The sequence below is a fragment of the Bradyrhizobium sp. WSM4873 genome, from assembly GCF_055811355.1.
Genome location: NZ_JBVVPS010000011.1, coordinates 75719 through 93407 on the forward strand (window position 1 = coordinate 75719; position 17689 = coordinate 93407).

The 17689-nt window shown below is 64.4% G+C and carries 17 protein-coding genes; 7 read left to right on the forward strand and 10 right to left on the reverse strand.

What is annotated here, in order from left to right; genetic code table 11:
* Window positions 1–110: 110 nt before the first annotated feature.
* The 4 genes from AC0L21_RS16865 to AC0L21_RS16880 all read left to right on the forward strand — a co-directional run bounded on the left by AC0L21_RS16865 (window position 111) and on the right by AC0L21_RS16880 (window position 2482).
* Window positions 111–746, forward strand: a complete 636-nt coding sequence (locus AC0L21_RS16865; protein WP_473262941.1) for a TetR/AcrR family transcriptional regulator — start codon at window positions 111–113, stop codon at window positions 744–746.
* Window positions 747–799: 53 nt separating this feature from the next.
* Entirely contained in the window at window positions 800–1135 is a 336-nt protein-coding gene (locus AC0L21_RS16870; RefSeq protein WP_473262942.1) for a DUF6665 family protein, read from the forward strand.
* Window positions 1136–1690: 555 nt separating this feature from the next.
* The gene (locus tag AC0L21_RS16875) at window positions 1691–2089 is read left to right on the forward strand and encodes a response regulator (protein WP_063996857.1); all 399 of its coding nucleotides are present in this window, start codon (window positions 1691–1693) and stop codon (window positions 2087–2089) included.
* Between the two features lie 15 nt (window positions 2090–2104).
* Window positions 2105–2482 (forward strand): response regulator, encoded by a 378-nt coding sequence (locus AC0L21_RS16880; protein ID WP_473262943.1) that lies wholly within the window; start codon window positions 2105–2107, stop codon window positions 2480–2482.
* 36 nt (window positions 2483–2518) lie between these two features.
* Here AC0L21_RS16880 and AC0L21_RS16885 read toward each other — a convergent pair whose 3' ends face one another.
* From AC0L21_RS16885 to AC0L21_RS16915, 7 genes are all read right to left on the reverse strand, one after another.
* Complete coding sequence (locus AC0L21_RS16885; protein WP_473262944.1) at window positions 2519–3247, reverse strand: Crp/Fnr family transcriptional regulator; 729 nt, start codon at window positions 3245–3247, stop codon at window positions 2519–2521.
* A 47-nt stretch (window positions 3248–3294) separates the two neighbouring features.
* Window positions 3295–4674: an amidase family protein gene (locus AC0L21_RS16890; RefSeq protein WP_473262945.1), complete on the reverse strand. Its 1380-nt coding sequence runs from the start codon at window positions 4672–4674 to the stop codon at window positions 3295–3297.
* A gap of 62 nt (window positions 4675–4736) precedes the next feature.
* On the reverse strand, window positions 4737–5747 hold the full coding sequence (locus tag AC0L21_RS16895; RefSeq protein WP_473262946.1) for a taurine ABC transporter substrate-binding protein: 1011 nt from the start codon (window positions 5745–5747) through the stop codon (window positions 4737–4739).
* A 29-nt stretch (window positions 5748–5776) separates the two neighbouring features.
* Complete coding sequence (locus tag AC0L21_RS16900) at window positions 5777–6616, reverse strand: ABC transporter permease (RefSeq protein WP_473262947.1); 840 nt, start codon at window positions 6614–6616, stop codon at window positions 5777–5779.
* Window positions 6613–7911 (reverse strand): M20 family metallopeptidase, encoded by a 1299-nt coding sequence (locus AC0L21_RS16905; RefSeq protein ID WP_473262948.1) that lies wholly within the window; start codon window positions 7909–7911, stop codon window positions 6613–6615. The genes AC0L21_RS16900 and AC0L21_RS16905 overlap by 4 nt, the downstream gene beginning before the upstream one ends.
* Before the next feature lie 320 nt (window positions 7912–8231).
* Window positions 8232–9437 carry an extensin-like domain-containing protein gene (locus AC0L21_RS16910; RefSeq protein WP_473262949.1) on the reverse strand — a complete coding sequence of 402 codons (1206 nt, stop codon included), beginning with the start codon at window positions 9435–9437 and terminating at the stop codon, window positions 8232–8234.
* Between the two features lie 306 nt (window positions 9438–9743).
* Window positions 9744–10586 (reverse strand): DUF2147 domain-containing protein, encoded by an 843-nt coding sequence (locus AC0L21_RS16915; protein ID WP_473262950.1) that lies wholly within the window; start codon window positions 10584–10586, stop codon window positions 9744–9746.
* Between the two features lie 196 nt (window positions 10587–10782).
* Between AC0L21_RS16915 and AC0L21_RS16920 the strand changes: the two genes are divergently transcribed.
* Window positions 10783–11562 (forward strand): DUF2147 domain-containing protein, encoded by a 780-nt coding sequence (locus AC0L21_RS16920; protein ID WP_473262951.1) that lies wholly within the window; start codon window positions 10783–10785, stop codon window positions 11560–11562.
* Between the two features lie 214 nt (window positions 11563–11776).
* Complete coding sequence (locus AC0L21_RS16925; protein WP_473262952.1) at window positions 11777–13291, forward strand: FecR domain-containing protein; 1515 nt, start codon at window positions 11777–11779, stop codon at window positions 13289–13291.
* Window positions 13292–13477: 186 nt separating this feature from the next.
* Here the strand turns inward: AC0L21_RS16925 and AC0L21_RS16930 are convergent, their stop codons facing one another.
* A complete protein-coding gene (locus AC0L21_RS16930) occupies window positions 13478–14041 on the reverse strand; it encodes an NUDIX hydrolase (RefSeq protein WP_473262953.1) in 564 nt (187 codons plus the stop codon).
* A gap of 67 nt (window positions 14042–14108) precedes the next feature.
* Window positions 14109–14972, reverse strand: coding sequence for an archaetidylserine decarboxylase (gene asd / locus AC0L21_RS16935; RefSeq protein WP_473262954.1), 864 nt, complete (start codon window positions 14970–14972; stop codon window positions 14109–14111).
* A gap of 35 nt (window positions 14973–15007) precedes the next feature.
* Here asd and AC0L21_RS16940 point away from each other — a divergent pair, with 35 nt between their 5' ends.
* On the forward strand, window positions 15008–16672 hold the full coding sequence (locus AC0L21_RS16940) for an aminotransferase class III-fold pyridoxal phosphate-dependent enzyme (RefSeq protein WP_473262955.1): 1665 nt from the start codon (window positions 15008–15010) through the stop codon (window positions 16670–16672).
* 293 nt (window positions 16673–16965) lie between these two features.
* On the opposite strand, the gene AC0L21_RS16945 is transcribed toward AC0L21_RS16940, so the two are convergent.
* Window positions 16966–17625, reverse strand: coding sequence for a hypothetical protein (locus tag AC0L21_RS16945; RefSeq protein WP_473262956.1), 660 nt, complete (start codon window positions 17623–17625; stop codon window positions 16966–16968).
* Between the last annotated feature and the right edge of the window lie 64 nt (window positions 17626–17689).

Genomic DNA, 17689 nt, shown 5'->3' on the forward strand with positions numbered 1-17689 from the left:
CGGTTCGGTCAATATAGATAATATTCCCGGTTGGACCCTACTGGCCCGAATCCTTTATTTCGGTTTCATGATCCTGGACCGATGCAAAAACCTTCCGAGACACTGAACCAATGGTTGTAGCCGGCCGCGAACATGTGCACGTCATCCAGGAGGAGGACAGCTCCAAACGCCGCCAGATCCTGGACGGGGCCCGCAAGGTGTTCATGGATCTCGGGTTTGACGGTGCCAGCATGGGCGAGATCGCCCGGGCGGCGCAGGTCTCGAAGGGGACGCTTTACGTCTACTTCGCGGACAAATGCGCTCTGTTCGAAGCCATCCTCGAGCAGGAGGCGCTCCAGCACGGGCAGGTCGCGTTCAATTTCGATCCCGCGCGTGATGTTGAAACCACGCTGAAGGATTTCGGCCGGGCCTACAACCGTCTGCTGTGCCGGCCCGGCGGCGGATCGGCGATCCGCACCGTAATGGCGATCGCCGAGCGCATGCCCGATCTCGGCCGCCGCTACTATGCGCGCGTGCTGGACAAGTCCATCAACCGCCTCTCCGACTATCTCAAAGCCCACGTCGCCTCCGGCGATCTCGCGATCGACGATTGCGATCTGGCGGCCTCGCAGTTCATGGAACTTTGCAAGGCCTCGCTGTTCCTGCCCTTCGTCTTCCAAGCCGCACCTGCGCCGTCAGAAGAGCGCATGAGCGAAGTCGTCGACAGCGCGACGCGGATGTTCCTGGCGGCGTATCGGGCGAAGTAGCGGCAAGCCGGGCCTGCGTTGCAGGCCGTTCCGGCAGCATTATATTTGAGCTCATGTCCCGTGATCTCCGCCCGCCGGTCGATATCCTCCATTACGAGATTGTCCAGGAACAGGCCTCCGCGCTCGGACGGATGGGCCGCACGCTCGAACAGGCGCTGACGCGCCTGCGCGAGTTCGACGCCGCCCACGCCCTCCCCGAGGTGCCGGCCTCGATGCAGCCAGCCAGGCGCAAGCTGGTGATGGAAGCCGGCCACGCGCTCTGGATGTTCGTGGTGCAACGTGAGGCGACCGGCCTGCGCGACAGCCGGCACATCATGCGAACCTACAATGTCCCGGCCGAGGTGCAGCTGTGCATGGGGCTGGTGCCAGCACCGTCCAAGTCGGCGTGAGAATGATTTGCTACGGTGCCCGGCGCTTGGGCGTGCACTCAGTGAGCTGCTGGTTGAAGCGCGACACGATGGGGCATCCGACACTTAGCTGACTTGGAATGATTCAAGCGCCGAATATTCGTTCCGAGTTCGGTATAACAGTGCACGAGCCTGATAAAAGGACCACAACTCGGGGCTAGACCAGCTGAGGTCCTCCGTGTGTCGGCAACACGTCGTCGAGGCGTGGGCGCGAATAATCCTCAACTTAAGAAGTGGCTGCTCTTCCCGGCATCAGCTCAAGTGCAGGGAAAAATAGGCCCCAGCTCGCGGGGGGGCTTGGGGGGCATGAGCTGGGGCCATTGGGGTCACCCTTGGGGAAGGGTATCGGGAAAACTTGGCAATGGCAGGAATGTTCCTGCATTAAATTTCGAAGAGGAATTGGTGCCGCAGGCGGAATGGCACGTACTAGTCTGAGTGCCGGGTGTCGCTTGAATTGGTTCGCTTTTCGCGTTCCGTGAATGGAACAAAGACCCTTGTGTGCACTTTGTAACGTTGCGGGTGAAGCAGGGGGAAGATGTGAACACCACGGAACTTCCATCCATTCTGTTGATCGAAGACGAGGATACGATCCAACTTATCGTCGAAGAGGCTCTCTCGGAGGGAGGCTTTCAAATCGCGACCGTGAAAACGGGCGAGGAAGCCGTCACGCTTCTGAAGGGTGGTCAGCCTTACCGAGCTCTCGTCACCGACGTCAATCTGCTGGGTCGCCTTGACGGCTGGGAAGTCGCGAGAGCCGCCCGTGAGATCGACCCGCACTTTCCCGTGGTTTACATGACAGGCGGCGCGGCCGATAAGTGGCCGGTACTCGGTGTACCAAACAGCATTCTGCTTCAGAAACCATTTGCGCCTGCGCAAGTCGTTTCGGCTGTTTCTCAGCTCCTGAACGCGGCCTCGCAGCAGACGGGCCCCGCCTGAGAGACGGCGAGATCGGTGTCTGCTTCAGTTCTCCTCATCGAAGATGAAGCCCTCATCCGAATGATGTTGGTTGAGATGATTGAAGAGGCGGGTCATTCAGTTGTTGCGGAAGCGGGTAACGTCACCAAAGGTGCCGTTCTAGCGACGGATGCTGAGTTCGATCTCGCGATCCTGGACATCAATCTCGGCGGCGACACCATCGAGCCAATCGCCTCGGCACTTGCGGGACGAGGCAAGCCCTTTTTCTTCGTGAGCGGATACGGATCGTCGGGAGTGCCGGATGCATTCAGGGGCACTCCAGTTGTGACAAAGCCTTGCTTGTTGGCAGAGTTGCAAACCGCCATTGATGCAGCACTGTCGCAAGTGCCGAGCAAAAGCCTGGCGCCGATCTAGCCGATTGCGCCGGCCTGGTATCGTATGAGTACACGCCTAGTCGGTCACCTGCTTGCGGAGCGCGGCGAGATCGTTGACGACCATCTTGGTCGGGCCGGTCCAGATGATGCCGTCGTCCTGGAGGCGGCTGAGGATCAGGCTGATCGACTGGCGCGTCGCGCCGATCATGCGCGCGAGATTGGCCTGCGTGATGCGGCCGAGCGAGATCGGGCCGCTCTCGTCCTGGGCCGCGTTCTCGCACAGCTTGACCAGGAGCAGCACCAACCGTTCCGCCGCCTTCTGTCCCGCCAGCGTCTGCGCCAGCATCGAATAGGTCTCGCCCTTGAAGCCGAGACACTCGATCAGCGCGACTGCGAACGACGGCGACTGCGCGATCAACCGGCGGACCGCATCCTGGTCGAGATGCAGTGCTTCGACCCGCCCGAGCGCGCGGGCCGACCAGCTGTGGCGGTGATCGCCGAGGATATAGGGCGCGCCGACGAAATCGCCGGTCTCCCAGGTGGACAGCATCAATTCGCGCCCCTGCGTGCCGGCATGGGTGCTTTCGACGATCCCGTTCAGGATGATGTGGACGCCATTTGCGGGCTCGCCCTCCCGCAGCAGATATTCGCGGTTCTGGTAGGTCGCGAGCCTGCCGGTTCGCATCACCAGCTCCAGATCGGGCTTGTCCAACGCCTTCAGCACATAACGTCCGGTCCCGGGCCGTGGCAGTTCGGCGCGCGGCTCAGCTGGATCGGCCACCTCATGCGCATCGCTGCGCTCCACGATCGGTCTCCCTTCGAGTGACGGCTCGAAGGCTAGGAGGTCTCCGCTCAGATTGCAACGCGGCGCAGAAGTTCGGTCTCGGCTGAAGCCTCCACGAAAGCGCAGGCCAGATCGGTGAGCAGGCGTTCCCGGCCGGCCGGCGCCAGGAACGTGACGCCATAGGGCACGCCGGCTGCGGTGACGGCGTTCGGAACGGCGATCGCGGCCAGGCCCAGCGGGTTGGCATAGTTGGTATAATAGCCGTTGTTGAAGTTGGCCGTCAGCGGATCGCGCGCGACGTCATCGATGCTCAGCACGGTGCCGACCGTCGGCACGACCAGCGCATCGTGATCTTGCCAGAAATCGCGCAGCGATCGCTGGACCTCCTTGACCTTGTAGAGCGCACGATAGGCGTCGGCAGCCGTGAACTTCCGGCTGCCGATGACGAGGTCGCGGACGATCTTCACACCCGCGTCCGGCTTGGCGTCGAGGAATGCGCCGACCGAGACGTCCCGCTCGGCGAGGAACGGTCCGAAAAACATCAGATCGTTGACCGAAATGAAGGGCGAGAAATCGACCGATGCGACCGACAGATCGAGTTGCCGCAGCTTGCGCAGCCCAACGCCGAACAGCGCCTCGGTCTCCGCATTGCCAAAGAACCTGAGCTGATCCGGACGCGGCGTCGCGATGTTGAGCGGCCGCGCTGGAGGAGCCTGCTCCGTCCATCCGGCGAAAGCTTCCGGCGAAAAACAGTCCTCGACATCGCGCCGCGCCAACACGCGATAGATCTCGTGGCCATCGCGGGGGTCGCGCGTGTAGAGCGAGATGGTATCAAAACTACGGCACGCGTAGACCATGCCGCGCTGACTGAAGGCGCCGGGCGCCGGCTTGAAGCCGGTCACGCCGCAATAGGACGCCGGCACCCTGCCCGATCCGCCGGTATCGGTGCCGAACGCAAAGGACGATGTGCCCGTCGCGACCGATACCGCGGCGCCCGAACTGGAGCCGCCGGGGATGTAGTCCGGATTGTGCGGGTTGCGGGCGATCCCATAGGGCGAGCGCACGCCGACGAGGCCGGTCGCGAACTGATCCATATTGGTCTTGCCGAGATAGATCGCGCCGGCCGCGATGGCGTCGGCGACAACCGGGCTCGTGTCTTTGGCGGTGTAGGCGAATTCCGGGCAGGCCGAGGTGGTCTGCTCACCGGCCACGTCGATACAATCCTTGACCGAGAACACGAGGCCGTAGAGCGGCAGCTCGCCGATCTCGCCAATGCGGGCATCGAGCGCGCGCGCCTTTGCCATGACGCTTTCGGGATCTGCCGTCGAGATCCAGACGCCGCTCTGGTCGGCGTGATCAAGGCGCGACAACACATAAGCGGCGACATCGGACGGCTTGAACTCACCGCGGCGATAGGCGGCGCGGAGGTGGCGAGGTGCGAGATTCATGTCGGTCACGTGCTTGCGGGAATTGGCGATGTGCCGGCGAGACAAGCCCGCCGGCACCGATCCTAGCGGCCGATCACCTTCTCCAGATAGGCGGGCTGGATGAAGGCTTCGAAGTCGGCGCGCGGCAGCAGCTTCGGCAGGCGCTCCTGCTTCACCAGGAAATCGGCGGTCGAGATCAGCGTGTCGACGAATTTGCCTTTTTTCGCGGATGTGCCGAGATATTCCTCCGTGAGCTGCTTGTTGCAGGGAATCATCCCGGTGCCCTTCATCATTCGCTGCGCGTCCTCGATCGGCAGCGAAAGCTCTTCCGCGATGATCTCCGCGGTCTTCTCCGGGTTCTTCAGCCAGAAATCGATGCCTTCGCATTCGGCCTTGATGAACTTGTCGACATAGGACGGATATTTCTCCGCGAACGCGTTCATGACGACGCCGATGTCCCAGGTCGGGTAGCCGCGCTTGGCCATCTCGCCCGAGGTGACGAGGATCTTGCCGCCGTTCTTCACGGCCTTGCCGAGATTCGGCTCCCAGAACCAGGCCGCGTCGATGTCGCCGCGAAGCCAGGCCGCCGCGATGTCCGACGGCGCGAGGTCCAGAATCTTCATCGAGGCGGGATCGACACCCTCGTCCTTGAGCGCCTGGAGCAGGAGGTAGTGTGTCGTGGAGCCGAACGGCGCCGCCACTGTCTTGCCCTTGAGGTCCTTGAGCGAGGTGATGTTCTTGTCGGCGCGAACCACCATCGACTCGACGTAGTCGAGCATGTTGATCACCAGGATGCCCTTGATCGGCAGGGCGCGCGTCGCGCCGATCGCGGTCGGCGGGTTGCCGAGGCCGCCGAAATCGACGTCGTTGCCGGCGATCGCGCGCAGCATGTCGCCACCCCCGCCGATTTTGACGTATTTGATGTCGACGCCCGGCATCTCCTTGGCAAGCAGGCCAAGATGCTTGGTGACCAGCTGCGCGTTGACGAGGTTCAGATAGCCGACGGTCACCTTCGCCGGCTTGTCCTCGGCGCGGACTGCGGCCGTGAGCGCCAACGTGGTAACCGCGAGCGTCGCAATCAGTCTCTTCATCATGGAGGTCTCCCCTAGGATCAGGATTGGATTCAGGCCCACGGCATCATCAGTTTGGCGATGCCGCGCATCATGAGATCGAGCACGACGCCGGTGAGGCCGAGCACGATCAGCCCCATGATCACGACGTCGGAGAGCAGGAATTTCGCGGCGTCCCAGATCATCCAGCCGATGCCGGCGGATGCCGCGACGATTTCGGCGGCGACGAGAACGGTGTAGGTGAATCCGAGCGAGATGCGCATGCCGGCGAGAATCAGTGGTCCCGCCGCCGGCAAATAGACGTGAAACAGCAGGTGTCGCCGGGTCGCGCCGAGCGACTGGGCGGCGCGCACATAGACCGGGTCCACGCTGGTGACGGCCTGGATCGTCGAGATGACGATGCCCGGCAGACCGGCAAGAAACAGCAGCGACAGCTTCGAGCTCTCACCGATGCCGAGCCACATCACCAGCAGCGTATAAAGGCCGAGCGGCGGCAGCGGCCGGTAGAACTCGATCAACGGATTGAGCAGCGCGCGAGCGTTGCGCGACACGCCCATGAGGACGCCGAGCGGGATGCCGATCAGGCAGGCCAGCGTAAAGGCGGTGAGGATACGATAGAGGCTTGCGCCGAGATGCTGAAGCAGGGTCGCGCCCTGATATCCCTTCGTCATCGTCTTCACGAACGCGGCCCAGACTGCCTGCGGCTTCGGCAGGAACAGCTCGTTGGCCCAGCCCATCTCCGTGACGATGGCCCAGCCGGCCAGCAGCATGGCCACGGTCAGCGTCGAGAGCAGCACCGATCGCGAGACCTTCGGAAGCCGCAGCCGCAAGCTGCCGCGTCGCGTGCGATCCGGCGAGATTGGAATCGTCATGTGGGTCGCCTCGACGCTCATGTCCGCACTCCCAGGATCTGCATGATGGTCAGCGCGTAGATCCGCGTCGCCATCACCGACTTGGTGATCGAGATGTTCTCATTGTCGACGGCCCAGCCGTCTTCTCCGGGACCGAAGGTCACCGCATTGATGCCGGCTTCGCGGAAGCGGATCGTGTCGTTGAAGGCGTTCTTGCGGTTGACCCCGGGCTCGCGGCCCATCAGACGCCGGTAAACCGCGCGCAAGGAGCGGCAGGGCTCCTCCTCGACCGGCACCGGTTCGGTCGCGTTGACGAACAGCGAGCCCGGCACCTGGCGCACCTCGACCCTGACGTCGTTCACGCCCGCAAAAGTGTCCCGTCCGAGGCGCTCGATATCCGCAATCACGCTCGATAGCGTCATGCCGGGCACGATGCCGACCACGGCGAGCGTGATGGTGCAGGCATCCGGCGAGAACTGCATCTCGCCGGGCAGGCCGGACCGAATCCGCACCACGGCGCAGCAGGGCGGCGTATGTCCCATGAACTTGCTGGGGACATGCGTGAACGCCATGTCCTTCAGTTTCGGCAACAGCTTTGCCGCTTCCATGATGGCGTTGACGCTGATGTCCGGTCGCCAGATGTGCGACTTGATCCCGTGAACGGAGAGCTCGATCAGGCAGTGGCCGGAATTGGCCACCGACAGGTTCATGCCCCAGTCCGTGTTGACGTCACCCCAGGCGGTCGGCTCGGCGGTGATCTCGTAGTCGGCGGTCAGGCCGACCTTGTTCAGCATGTAGATGGAGCCTTCGGTGCCATTCCGCTCCTCATCGACGGTGTAGCAGCACATCAAGGTGCCATCGAACTTCACACCCGCTTCGGTCAGGGCCTGCACTGCGAGCAACGATGCAGCGAGGTTTCCGCGCGTGTCGGACGTGCCGCGCGCATAGAGCAGATCGCCGTGGCGCGTCGCCTTGAACGGATCGAAATCCGTCATGTGCCATTTCTCGGGCTCGACGGCCGGATAGGTGTCGAGGTGATCGTTGAGAATGAGCGAGGGCGCGCCGTCGCGTCCCTTGAGCACGCCGAGCACGTTCGGCCGGTGCGGCTGCGCGCTGTGCTTGGTGACCTCCATGCCGAGCGCCTCGAGCTTGCCCGCGACCAGCATCGAGATCGCCTCTTCCTCGGCAGGGGGCAAATCGGGATCCAGCGGATTGCCGGAACGGGGCTGGCCGGTGCGGATCAGCTCGGATGCGAGTTCAAGCCAGCGCTCCTCCGTGATGCGCGACAGCACGCGCTGTTCGAGATCCGAATAAGGAGGGGTGACAGGCATCTGCATGACGGGATCCGCTGGCTCACGGCGCCGGCAGCGCCGCTTCGTGGCAGCCTCCTCATTGCAGCGACCGTGCCAACCGCCGAAAAAGCCCGCGGCAGCACAATTGTCTTTCTGACTTCAATGACTTAGGTGAGATTTGCGCGTGCGCAAATTTTTGCGCCCGAGATGCGCTCTGCCGAAGACGCGGTGTCAGCTGAACAGGTAAGGCTCAGCGCGAGCCCGGCCGGCGTGGGGTCGTAGCCCGCATGGAGCGAAGCGGAATGCGGGAACGCCTTTCCGGGACTGCGCTTCGCTCCATCCAGGCTACGGATCATGCGCAATCCTCAATCGTCGGCGTACTCGTCCTCTTCGTGTTTGCGCGCCATGCTCTTGCGCGTACCCAGCGAGCCGGTCACGGAGGGATCGCGTGCATTCGCATAGGGATTGCGCCCGCCCGCCCGCGCGGCGACCTCTTCGCCGGAGACGGCGGCGGGCTGGCAGATCAGGCGACGGCTGGCGCGGCGCATCAGATCGACGTGGATGTGATCGTAATGATAGACGTTCGAGCCCGGCGCCAGCACCGTGGTGAAATGCACACACGCGCCCGACTGCACGTCGCGCAGGAACCCCTGCTCTTCCGGCATGCCGCGCCAGCCATCCTTCACGGTGACGCGGCGGCCGTCGGCGAGCACGAAGGCGGCGATGTCGAGCGCATTGCCGAAGGCGTGCTCGGAGATATGGGCATGCGAATTGCCGTTCATGCCGCGGCAGGAATAGGCCGAGATCTGCTTGATCTCCGCGACGCGGGTGCCGAACCAGCGCATCGCCGAGGGCTGCACGGTGTCGGCGAGCCAGCGGTCGAGTTCGGAGACGATCGGACAGGCCAGCGTCGCAACCGGCTTGATCGCAACGGGGCCGACGGCGGTGACGGGATTGCCCTGCGCCGGACCGAGCCGCGGCAGCGGTTGCTGCGCGGGCGCCTGCGAGTAGGGCGCCGGCCGTGCCGGATAGCTCGGCGCATTCATGTAGCGCGAGGCGCCCGCGGCATCGGTGCCCTCGGGCGGCAGGTCGATCTCGTCTTCCTGTTGCGCCACGCCGGGCGCATTCAACGGCATTGGGCCGGGCGGAGCGCCATAGCCGGACGGCTGGCGCACCGCGGTCTCGGGATAGTTTGAGCGTTGCGGATAGGAAGATGCCGGGTAGTTCTGGCCTTGCGGGTAATTCGATCGCGGCTGCGTCACCGGCCAGCGCGGCTGACTGCCGATGCTCCCGGGCGGACGCAATTCCTCGTCGGCAAAGCCGTAACTGCTCGAGGCTTCGCCGAGGGCGGCGACCTTGAGCGGAAACTCGGCTCCGCACATGCCCGGCCCGGAGATCGGGTCGATGCGGACGAGATCCGGCCCCTCTTTCACCGCGCCTGATTTCAGGCATGCGGCTTCGGCCTCGGCCCGCCACGGTTCACGTTCGGCCTGGAAGACGCCGCGTCCGCAACCCGCTAACGAAACAAGGACGATGGAGCCGACGAGATACAAACGAACTCCGCGCGTCATGCACGCACGTTCGGTGAATTTACTTAAAGACTCTTCAACGTGTTGATTTCAGTGTTCTTTAACCATGTCAGCCCGCGCCAGCAGGAGCCCCTGCCGGTGACGAGTGACAGCAAGGCTGACTTTTTCGAAAAGCGACTTTCTGTTAACCATGACGCTCTCGCGCAAGGCGGCGCGACAGCGGGAGCGACATCATGACTTTCGCCGGGAGACTGAGCGTTATCACCGCGTACCTCGCCATGGCCTTTGTTGGTGCCATCGTGCTCGGCATGATCTAGCGGCTTCAGTCGAAGCTATCGAACGCTTCCCCTACGACCGCGCGCTCCACTGCCGCGACGTCGTGATCAGCTTCTCCGGCCGCTCTTCGGCTCGCGTCCAGTCGTTTCCGGAACACCAGAAATGGCCGACTGCGCAGGCTTCAACGTGAAGCTTGCCGGAGCTCTTCAGCGTCATCGTCGCATAATAGGTGCTGCCGCTGGAGCGGCTGTAGATGTTGCCGGTCCAGACGTCGTGCGTTTTCGGCTTCATGTTGACGAGCACGCTCTCGCCCCGGGTCGATGCTTCCGTCAGCGCGAAGCCGCACAGGGCCGGTCCACAGCGTTCGATGCGGACCGTGCCCTTGGCGCCTGCGCTCTCCCACTCGCCGAGCGGTAAATAGGCGAGTTCGTCGTCGCCGCGCTCTGGGCTGGTCACGGCCTGCTCGAGCTCCGGCCTCGGCGCGACGACGGGTGCCTCCATGCGCGGCGGATCGAGCGCGACGGTCTTCGGCGGACCCGTCCGCGGTAGCTCGACCCGAGGCGGATTGGAGCTTGGCGCCGGCGGCAGAATAACAGGTTGCGACGTCGTCGAGGCAAGGACAGGAGCCATCGGCACAGGCGCAGGCGCGACCGCAATGGCTGGCGCCGGCCTGACCGGAGCCACGGGATAGAGCGGTTGCGGCGGCGGAAGCACCGGCGCCGGTGTCGTATCGCCGTCCGGCCGAAAGCTGCGATGGGAGGAAACCGAGACACAGGAAGCCGATCGGCAATTCCTGGGCGACTCGACCCGGAATCGATGACCGCCGATCGAGAACGCGTACGAGCCGGCTTCCGCTGCGGGCGCAATCGCCATCAGCGCGATCAATGTGCCAAGCGAAGTCACAAGCCGCATCATCGGCGCCTCCCTCTCTGTGGCGACGACGTTACGCAGATGCAATCGCGGCTGAATGTGCGCTGCGTCACCGAGCGGCGGCGAGCCGTTGTGACGTCTATCACAGAAGGTCCGACCAGGCCGGCGTAGGGTCGAACCACGCTTCATCCACCCGCGACTTCAGTCCATATCGGGACCGCAACATCTTTCGGAGGTTGTCATGAACAAGCTCACCATCGCCGCCACCGCCCTCTTCCTCGCGTCCACCGCCGCCGCGCATGCCGGCAATTCGCTCTCGTTCCAGATCGAAGGCCAGCACATCCGCATCGAGACGCCGCGCAACTGCGCCTCGCTCAATTGCGTGACCATCGTGGCGCCGGGCCTGTCGGACAAGCCGATCAAGCTGAACAACATCAACCTCAAGGGCCTTGGCTCCAAAGACGATGACATCGACACCACCCCGGCTCCGGCCACGACCGCGCAGCCCGCGCCGGCTCCGGTGCAGCAGCAGCAGCCCGTGCAGCAGGCCCCCGTGCAGGCGACCGCACCGGCAGCGCCCGCCATCACGGCTCCAGCAACGACGGTTGCCGCTGCTCCGTCCGCCGGCTACGACGCCACGACGCAGACCGCGCCCGTTGCGGCTCCCGCTCCCGCTGCTGCGCCCGCGCCCGTCGCGGTTGCTCCGGCCCCGGTGCCCGCCGCGCCTGTCGCGGCTGCCAACACGCCGATCGGCGTCTGGGCCACCGAAGAGAACAAGGGCAATGTTCGCGTCGAACAGTGCGGCGTCAATCTCTGCGGCTACGCCGCGAAGACCAACGAGCGCATCCTGATCAACATGAAGCCCGACGGCGCGAAGTGGAGCGGCCGCATCCACGATCCCGACTCCGGCCGCAACTACGACTCGACGATCGCGATGAAGGGCCCGAATGCGATGCGCGTGCAGGGTTGCGCCTTCGGCGGCATGTTCTGCGGCGGCCAGACCTGGAAGCGCGTGAGCTGAAGCTGACGCAGTCACACAGTATACACCACTCTTCGTCATGCCCGGGCTTGTCCCGGGCATCCACGTTCTTGGTCCCGCGCTTCAAGGCGTGGATGGCCGGGACAAGCCCGGCCATGACGGTGGAGAGGCTTGGCCATGAGCTAGCATCGCGTACCGTTTGAACGTTCACCGCCGCCGTGCGATAGACATTCATCCGCCATTCACCTGTATCAGGATGATATCGGTCGATCTCACCTCGCCTTTCTCACCGGGACTCTTCGTGACATTTATCGTGGCCTGGCGCCGCTTCATGTTCGCGCTTGTGCTGCTGGCGTTGCCGCCGGCTGGCGCGAGCGTTGCGTTCGCATCCGATGCGATCGAGTTTGCGCAGGCGCAGCCACAAGCGCAGCCGTCGCCCGCCCCCTCTCCGACGCCATCGACTTCACCCGCTCCTGCGGCCGAGGCGCAGCCCGCCGCCGTCGAGCCGATCGGCAACGTCGCGACGGTGACGGGCATCGCGACCGTGATCCGGGACAAAAATTCCTATCCGCTGCGGGTGCGCGACGACATCTATCTCAACGACGTCGTGCAGACTTCGTCGAACTCCTCGCTCGGCATCACCTTTGACGACGCGACCACGTTCAATCTCTCCGCCAGCACGAAGATCACTATCGACACTTACGTCTATGAAGACGGCGGCAAGCACAACGCAGGAATCTTCGACATCGGCAAGGGCACGGTCGCCTTCGTTGCGGCGGCGGTGGCAAAGACCGGCGACATGAAGATCACGACGCCGACGGCAACGCTAGGCATCCGCGGCACCACGGGCGTCGTCGACGTGCCGGAAGGCGCGGCCGCGAACAACGCCAACAATGTCAACATCAAGCTCTATCCCGACGCCGACGGCCGGGTCGGACACATCGACGTCGACGACCGCACGAGCGGGACGCGGCTCGGCGCTCTGACGCAAGGCGCGAGCGGTTTTGCGATCCGCCCGGGCGCAGCCGCTGCCGGCGTCATGCGGTTTGCCGCGGTGCCGATCACGATGGCACCACAACAGATCGCGCGCGACCGCGGCTTCGTCAGCCAGGTGCATTTGGCGCAGACCACGGGCCGGCAGATCGTCACCGAGCAGCGCGACTTCCGCCGGGCCAATCCGACCGCGAGCCCGCGCATTCCGCGGCCGTTCCAGCCGCCGCAACAGCAACAATTGCGGCCGAACACGGCGCCAGGACAACAGCCGCAACAGCCGCAGCGGCCGAACGGACAGCCCGGTCAGAACAACCGTCCAGGCCAGCAGCAGCCGGGCGCGCCAGGTCGCCAAGGCGCGCAGCCGCCGCAGCGGCAGGGTCAAGCGCCGGGCCAAGGCGGCGCCGTGCAGCCCGCGCCGCGCGCGGGTCAGGATCAGCAGCAACAAGGCCAGAAGCAAGGCGCGGGACGTCCGGCAGGCCTACCGCGCGCCGGTCAAGGCACGCAGCCTAACGGCAGGCCACAAAACCAGCCGCAGCGCGGTGGACAGATTCCGACGCAGCCCGGCGGAGTCGTACCGCCGCAGCCGGGCGGAACGCAGCAGCAGCCCCACGTGCAGCCGCAACTTCCGCGCACCGGCATGCAGCCCGGCCAGCCGCCCGCCGCTCAACAGCCAGGCATGCAGCGACCGAGCGGATTCCAGCAGCGCCTCCCCGCCACGCAACGCCCCACAGCGCCGCGAAGGCCGGCGCCGGCTCCGAAGGATAAGGAGCGGCGATAGAACGCAAAGTGCGCCGACGATGTCCGTGCGCTCCCTCGCCCCGCCCTTGCGGGGAGAGGGTTGGGGTGAGGGGCTGCCTCCGCGAAAATAGTGACAGAGAGACTCGCGGAGAATCCCCCTCACCCGGAATTCAAGCTGTGCTTGAATTCCGACCTCTCCCCGCAAGCGGGGCGAGGTGAAGAGAACTCACACCTCGCCGCGCAGCCAGGCTTTCATCTTCTGCAACAGACCGTGCCGCAACTCGCCCACCGAGGCCGCTTCAGCCGGTGTCAGTGTCTGCAAAGCTGCATCGACGTCGTCGGTTGCCAGCGTCGGCTCGGGCGCAGACGACGATGCAAGCCCCGCCGCCGCAAGCGCGATCGGGCCGACCTGGGTCAGAAACACGCGCTCGTACTCGCGCGACAGGCGCGCGAGCGCGTCTTCCAGCGTCAGCCAGTCGACCGCCTTGATGTCGTTCATCAGCTTGCGGACCGGACCGTCCCCTGCCTCCATGCGCCAGAAATGCACGACCTTGGAGCGCCCGCCGGACTGATAGACGAGCGTGCCCAGAAATTCGTGGATGGCGACGTCGTGGCCGGTCTCTTCCAGCACTTCGCGATGCGCGGCCTGCTTCGGCGTTTCGCCGTCGTCGAGCTTGCCCTTGGGCAAAACCCATTCGTTGCGCTTGCGCTGGCGCACGACGGCAACCAGCGGCGGCGCACCTCGCCGCAGCACAATACCACCCGCCGCCATGACCGGCGCCCGTGCCATCACCAAATCCGTCGTCGCAGAAACGTCCCCAGGGACGATATAGGCGGCCGACGCGGCTGATTGAAGGCTAGTTTTTTCTCAGCAGCGCTTGACCCGCGCGAATGCGCGTGCCTTCGGCGATGCCGTCGCAGAAAGTGAAATCGCCGGGCGCGAGAATGATGATGGTCGAGCCATGCTCGAACCAGCCGAGCTCCTCGCCCTTGCTCACGTTGACGTCGCAGGGAAAATTGACCGGCCCCCTCGTCTGCGCATTCAGCACCATATCGAGGAAATGCAGACGGATGCTCGCGACCAGGATCGCGGCCACCGGCACCAGCGTCACGGCTTCGCCCGTCGGCAAACGCGTGCGGATCACCGCGCGCTCGTTCTTGCAAAACAGACGCTCGACCCGCTTCAGCGCGATCGGGTTGACGTTCCAGACATCGCCATGGATCAGCGTGACGCGCTCGATATGCGCGTCAAAGGGCGCATGGAAGCGATGATACATGCTCGAGGTCAGCCGCAGCGTGACGAAGGAGCCGTTGCGGTGCTGGTCGACCAGCACGGAATCGCCGAGCAAATCGAGCAGCGAGTACGGCGCGCCCTTGACCTGGAACAGCTCGGTGTCCGCGATCCGGCCATGAGCGCCGACGATGCCGTCGGACGGACTTGCGACAATGGAGGGGTCCGGATCAAAGGGCCGCAGGCCCGGCTTGAGCTCCCGGGTGAAGCACTCGTGCAGACTCCTGAAATGAGTCTTGCGCGCCTCCGACAGATCGAGGTCGGAGAACAGCTTCCACAGCGCGACGGAGCCGTCCCGGACCAGCGGGTTCTCGATCTTGGAGAACCAGCCCATGAAGCGGGTTAGCGCGGCGCGGGGGATGCGGTTGGTCAACAGGAAGTTGAGGTCTTCCTGCTGGGTGAAAGAGGCGATGAGGGCTTTGACTGTCATGAATCTGTCAGCTCGCAGTATTAGCGCTTGTTGTCATGGAAACGACACTCCCGATTCTTTCTTTGTCCGTGGCCGCCGCAGCGTCCGCTGCCGCCGCCTTCCCGAAGATCAAGGCGCGGATCGAATTGTCCCGCGCCAAGCACCGCTCGCTCGCCGGACATTCCAAGATGTCCCGCCGGGTGGCGAGGCTGCTCCCGTTCTACGAATTCGAAGGCGATGCATACTTCGCCTGCGACGGCGCGCCCCCAAACATCGTGGCCCAGCGCAAGGACGGCTTCTTCCGTCTCGCGCGTCTCTACGCCGAGCGCTACCCCAAGGGCCGCGCGATGACGAAGGAAGCGGCGGAAAAGATCTCCGACCTGCACTTCACCGAAACTTACCGCGTGCCGTTCCAGTTCTCGCGTCTCGTTCGCGAGCATTTGGGCACCTCGACCTTCGTGGAGTCGTCGCGCGCCGTCACCGTCACCGATGTCGACGGCAACACCTCCTACGACCTCACGGGGTCCTACGGCGTCAACATCTTCGGCAACGACTTCTACAAGGAGTGCATCGAGGGCTCCGAGAAGCGGGCGCACTTGCTCGGACCGGTGCTCGGCCCCTACCACCCCGTCATCCTCGATAACGTAGCGCGGCTGTGCCAGATCTCGGGCCTCGACGAAGTGTCCTTTCACATGTCCGGCACCGAAGCCGTGATGCAGGCGGTGCGGCTCGCGCGCTACCACACCAGGCGCACCCATCTGGTCCGCTTCGCCGGCGCCTATCACGGCTGGTGGGGCGACGTGCAGCCCGGCGTCGGCAATCCGATCACCGCGCACGAGACCTACACCCTCGCCGAGATGTCGGAGAAGACGCTGCACGTGCTGCGGACGCGCAAGGACATCGCCTGCGTGCTGGTCAATCCGCTGCAGGGGCTGCATCCGAATAGCAACGCGCCCGGCGACTCCTCGTTGGTTGATTCCTCCCGCGGCGGCAATTTCGACCGCGCGGCCTACACCGAATGGCTCAAGAAGCTGCGCGACGTCTGCACGGAGCGGGGCATCGTGCTGATCTTCGACGAGGTCTTCGTCGGCTTCCGTCTCGCTGCCGGCGGCGCCCAGGAATACTTTGGCATCAAGGCCGACATGGTGACCTACGGCAAGAGCCTCGCCGGCGGCCTGCCGGTCGGCGTGGTCTGCGGCAAACGCGAGCTGATGCGCCGCTTCCGCGACGATCGTCCCGCCGACGTCTGCTTCGCCCGCGGCACCTTCAACTCGCACCCCTATGTCATGACGGCGATGGACGAGTTCCTGAGCCGGCTCGCCAGCCCGAACTTCCGCGCCGTCTATGACGGACTGGACGAGACTTGGAATGAGCGCGCGGAAAGGCTCAACGGGATGATGACCGACGCCGACCTGCCGGTGCGGTTCGCGAACTTCTCGTCGATCTGGACGGTGAAATACACCACACCGTCCCGCTACAACTGGATGCTGCAGTACTATCTGCGCGCCGAAGGCCTGTCCCTGAGCTGGGTCGGCACCGGCCGGCTGATCTTCAGCCTGAACTACACCGACGCCGATTTCACCGAGGTCGCCGAGCGTTTCGTTCGCGCCGCCGAGAAAATGAAGGCCGACGGCTTCTGGTGGCACGATGGCGTCCTCACCAACAAGACCATCAAGCGGCAGATCCTGAAAGAGATGCTGGCCAAGCGCTTCGGGCGCTGAGGTTCTTCCTTCCACCACGGTCAGTCCGGGGCACAGCCTCTCCTCTCCCTCTCCCCGCTCTTCGCGGGGAGAGGGTTGGGGTGAGGGGCTGCTTCCGCAATCACGGTGAGAGCTGGACTCGCGGAGAGCCCCCCTCACCCGGATTTGCGCGACACGCAAATCCGACCTCTCCCCGCACGCGGGGAGAGGTGAAGGAAGCACCGCGTTCGCGGCTCCCAAGACGTGGATGCCCGGGACAAGCCCGGGCATGACGTAGCCAATCGACATCGGAGTATCTTGTGAGAACGGCGCGCTCAGGCGTGCTGCTCTTCGAGCGTGGGCTCGCCGATGAGGCCCAGGGTGTGCTCGGGGTTGAGGTGCAGGCCGGGGTCCATCAGCTCGCCGCGCATCAGCGCCAGCGGCGCGTTGCGGTAGAGCATCAGATCGTGGAAGGGGTCGGTCAGGATCTTCGTCATCCAGACGAGGCCGGTCTCGACGTCGCGGATGAAGAACAGGTGCACCGTGCGGAACATGAGACCGCCGCCGCCGACCACGAGCCAGATCTTGGCGACCTGCCGCATGAAGTCGGTCGCGCCCGCCCAGGGCGTGAACAGTCCAAACAGCGTGGGATCGACCAACAGCACCAGTGGCGACAGCGCCCAGATCGACATCAGCACGACCTTGCGCTGAAGATTGTAGCCGACCTTGATCTCTTCCTTGTGCTCGTGCGTCGCCTGGTTGATCTGGTCGTAGCCGTGCGGCTCGAAGAAGAAGTGGCCCGCCTGGCGCGAGGTCATCGAGACCAGCCAGCCGACCAGCGCCGAGATCATGGGGTCGACGAACAGCCAGACATAGGCGAACAGGAAGCTCAGCGCGCTGACGAAGTGCAGGCTCTGATTGATGCGGCTGTGGTGATAGTAGCGATGGTCGTCCCAGCGCTGGATCCGCAGCTGCTCGAGATAATTCTTGATCATGCTCTCCCCCAAATGCTTTCGGGTTCAGGATTTACAGAGATTCGATGTAGGCCGTGTGACATCA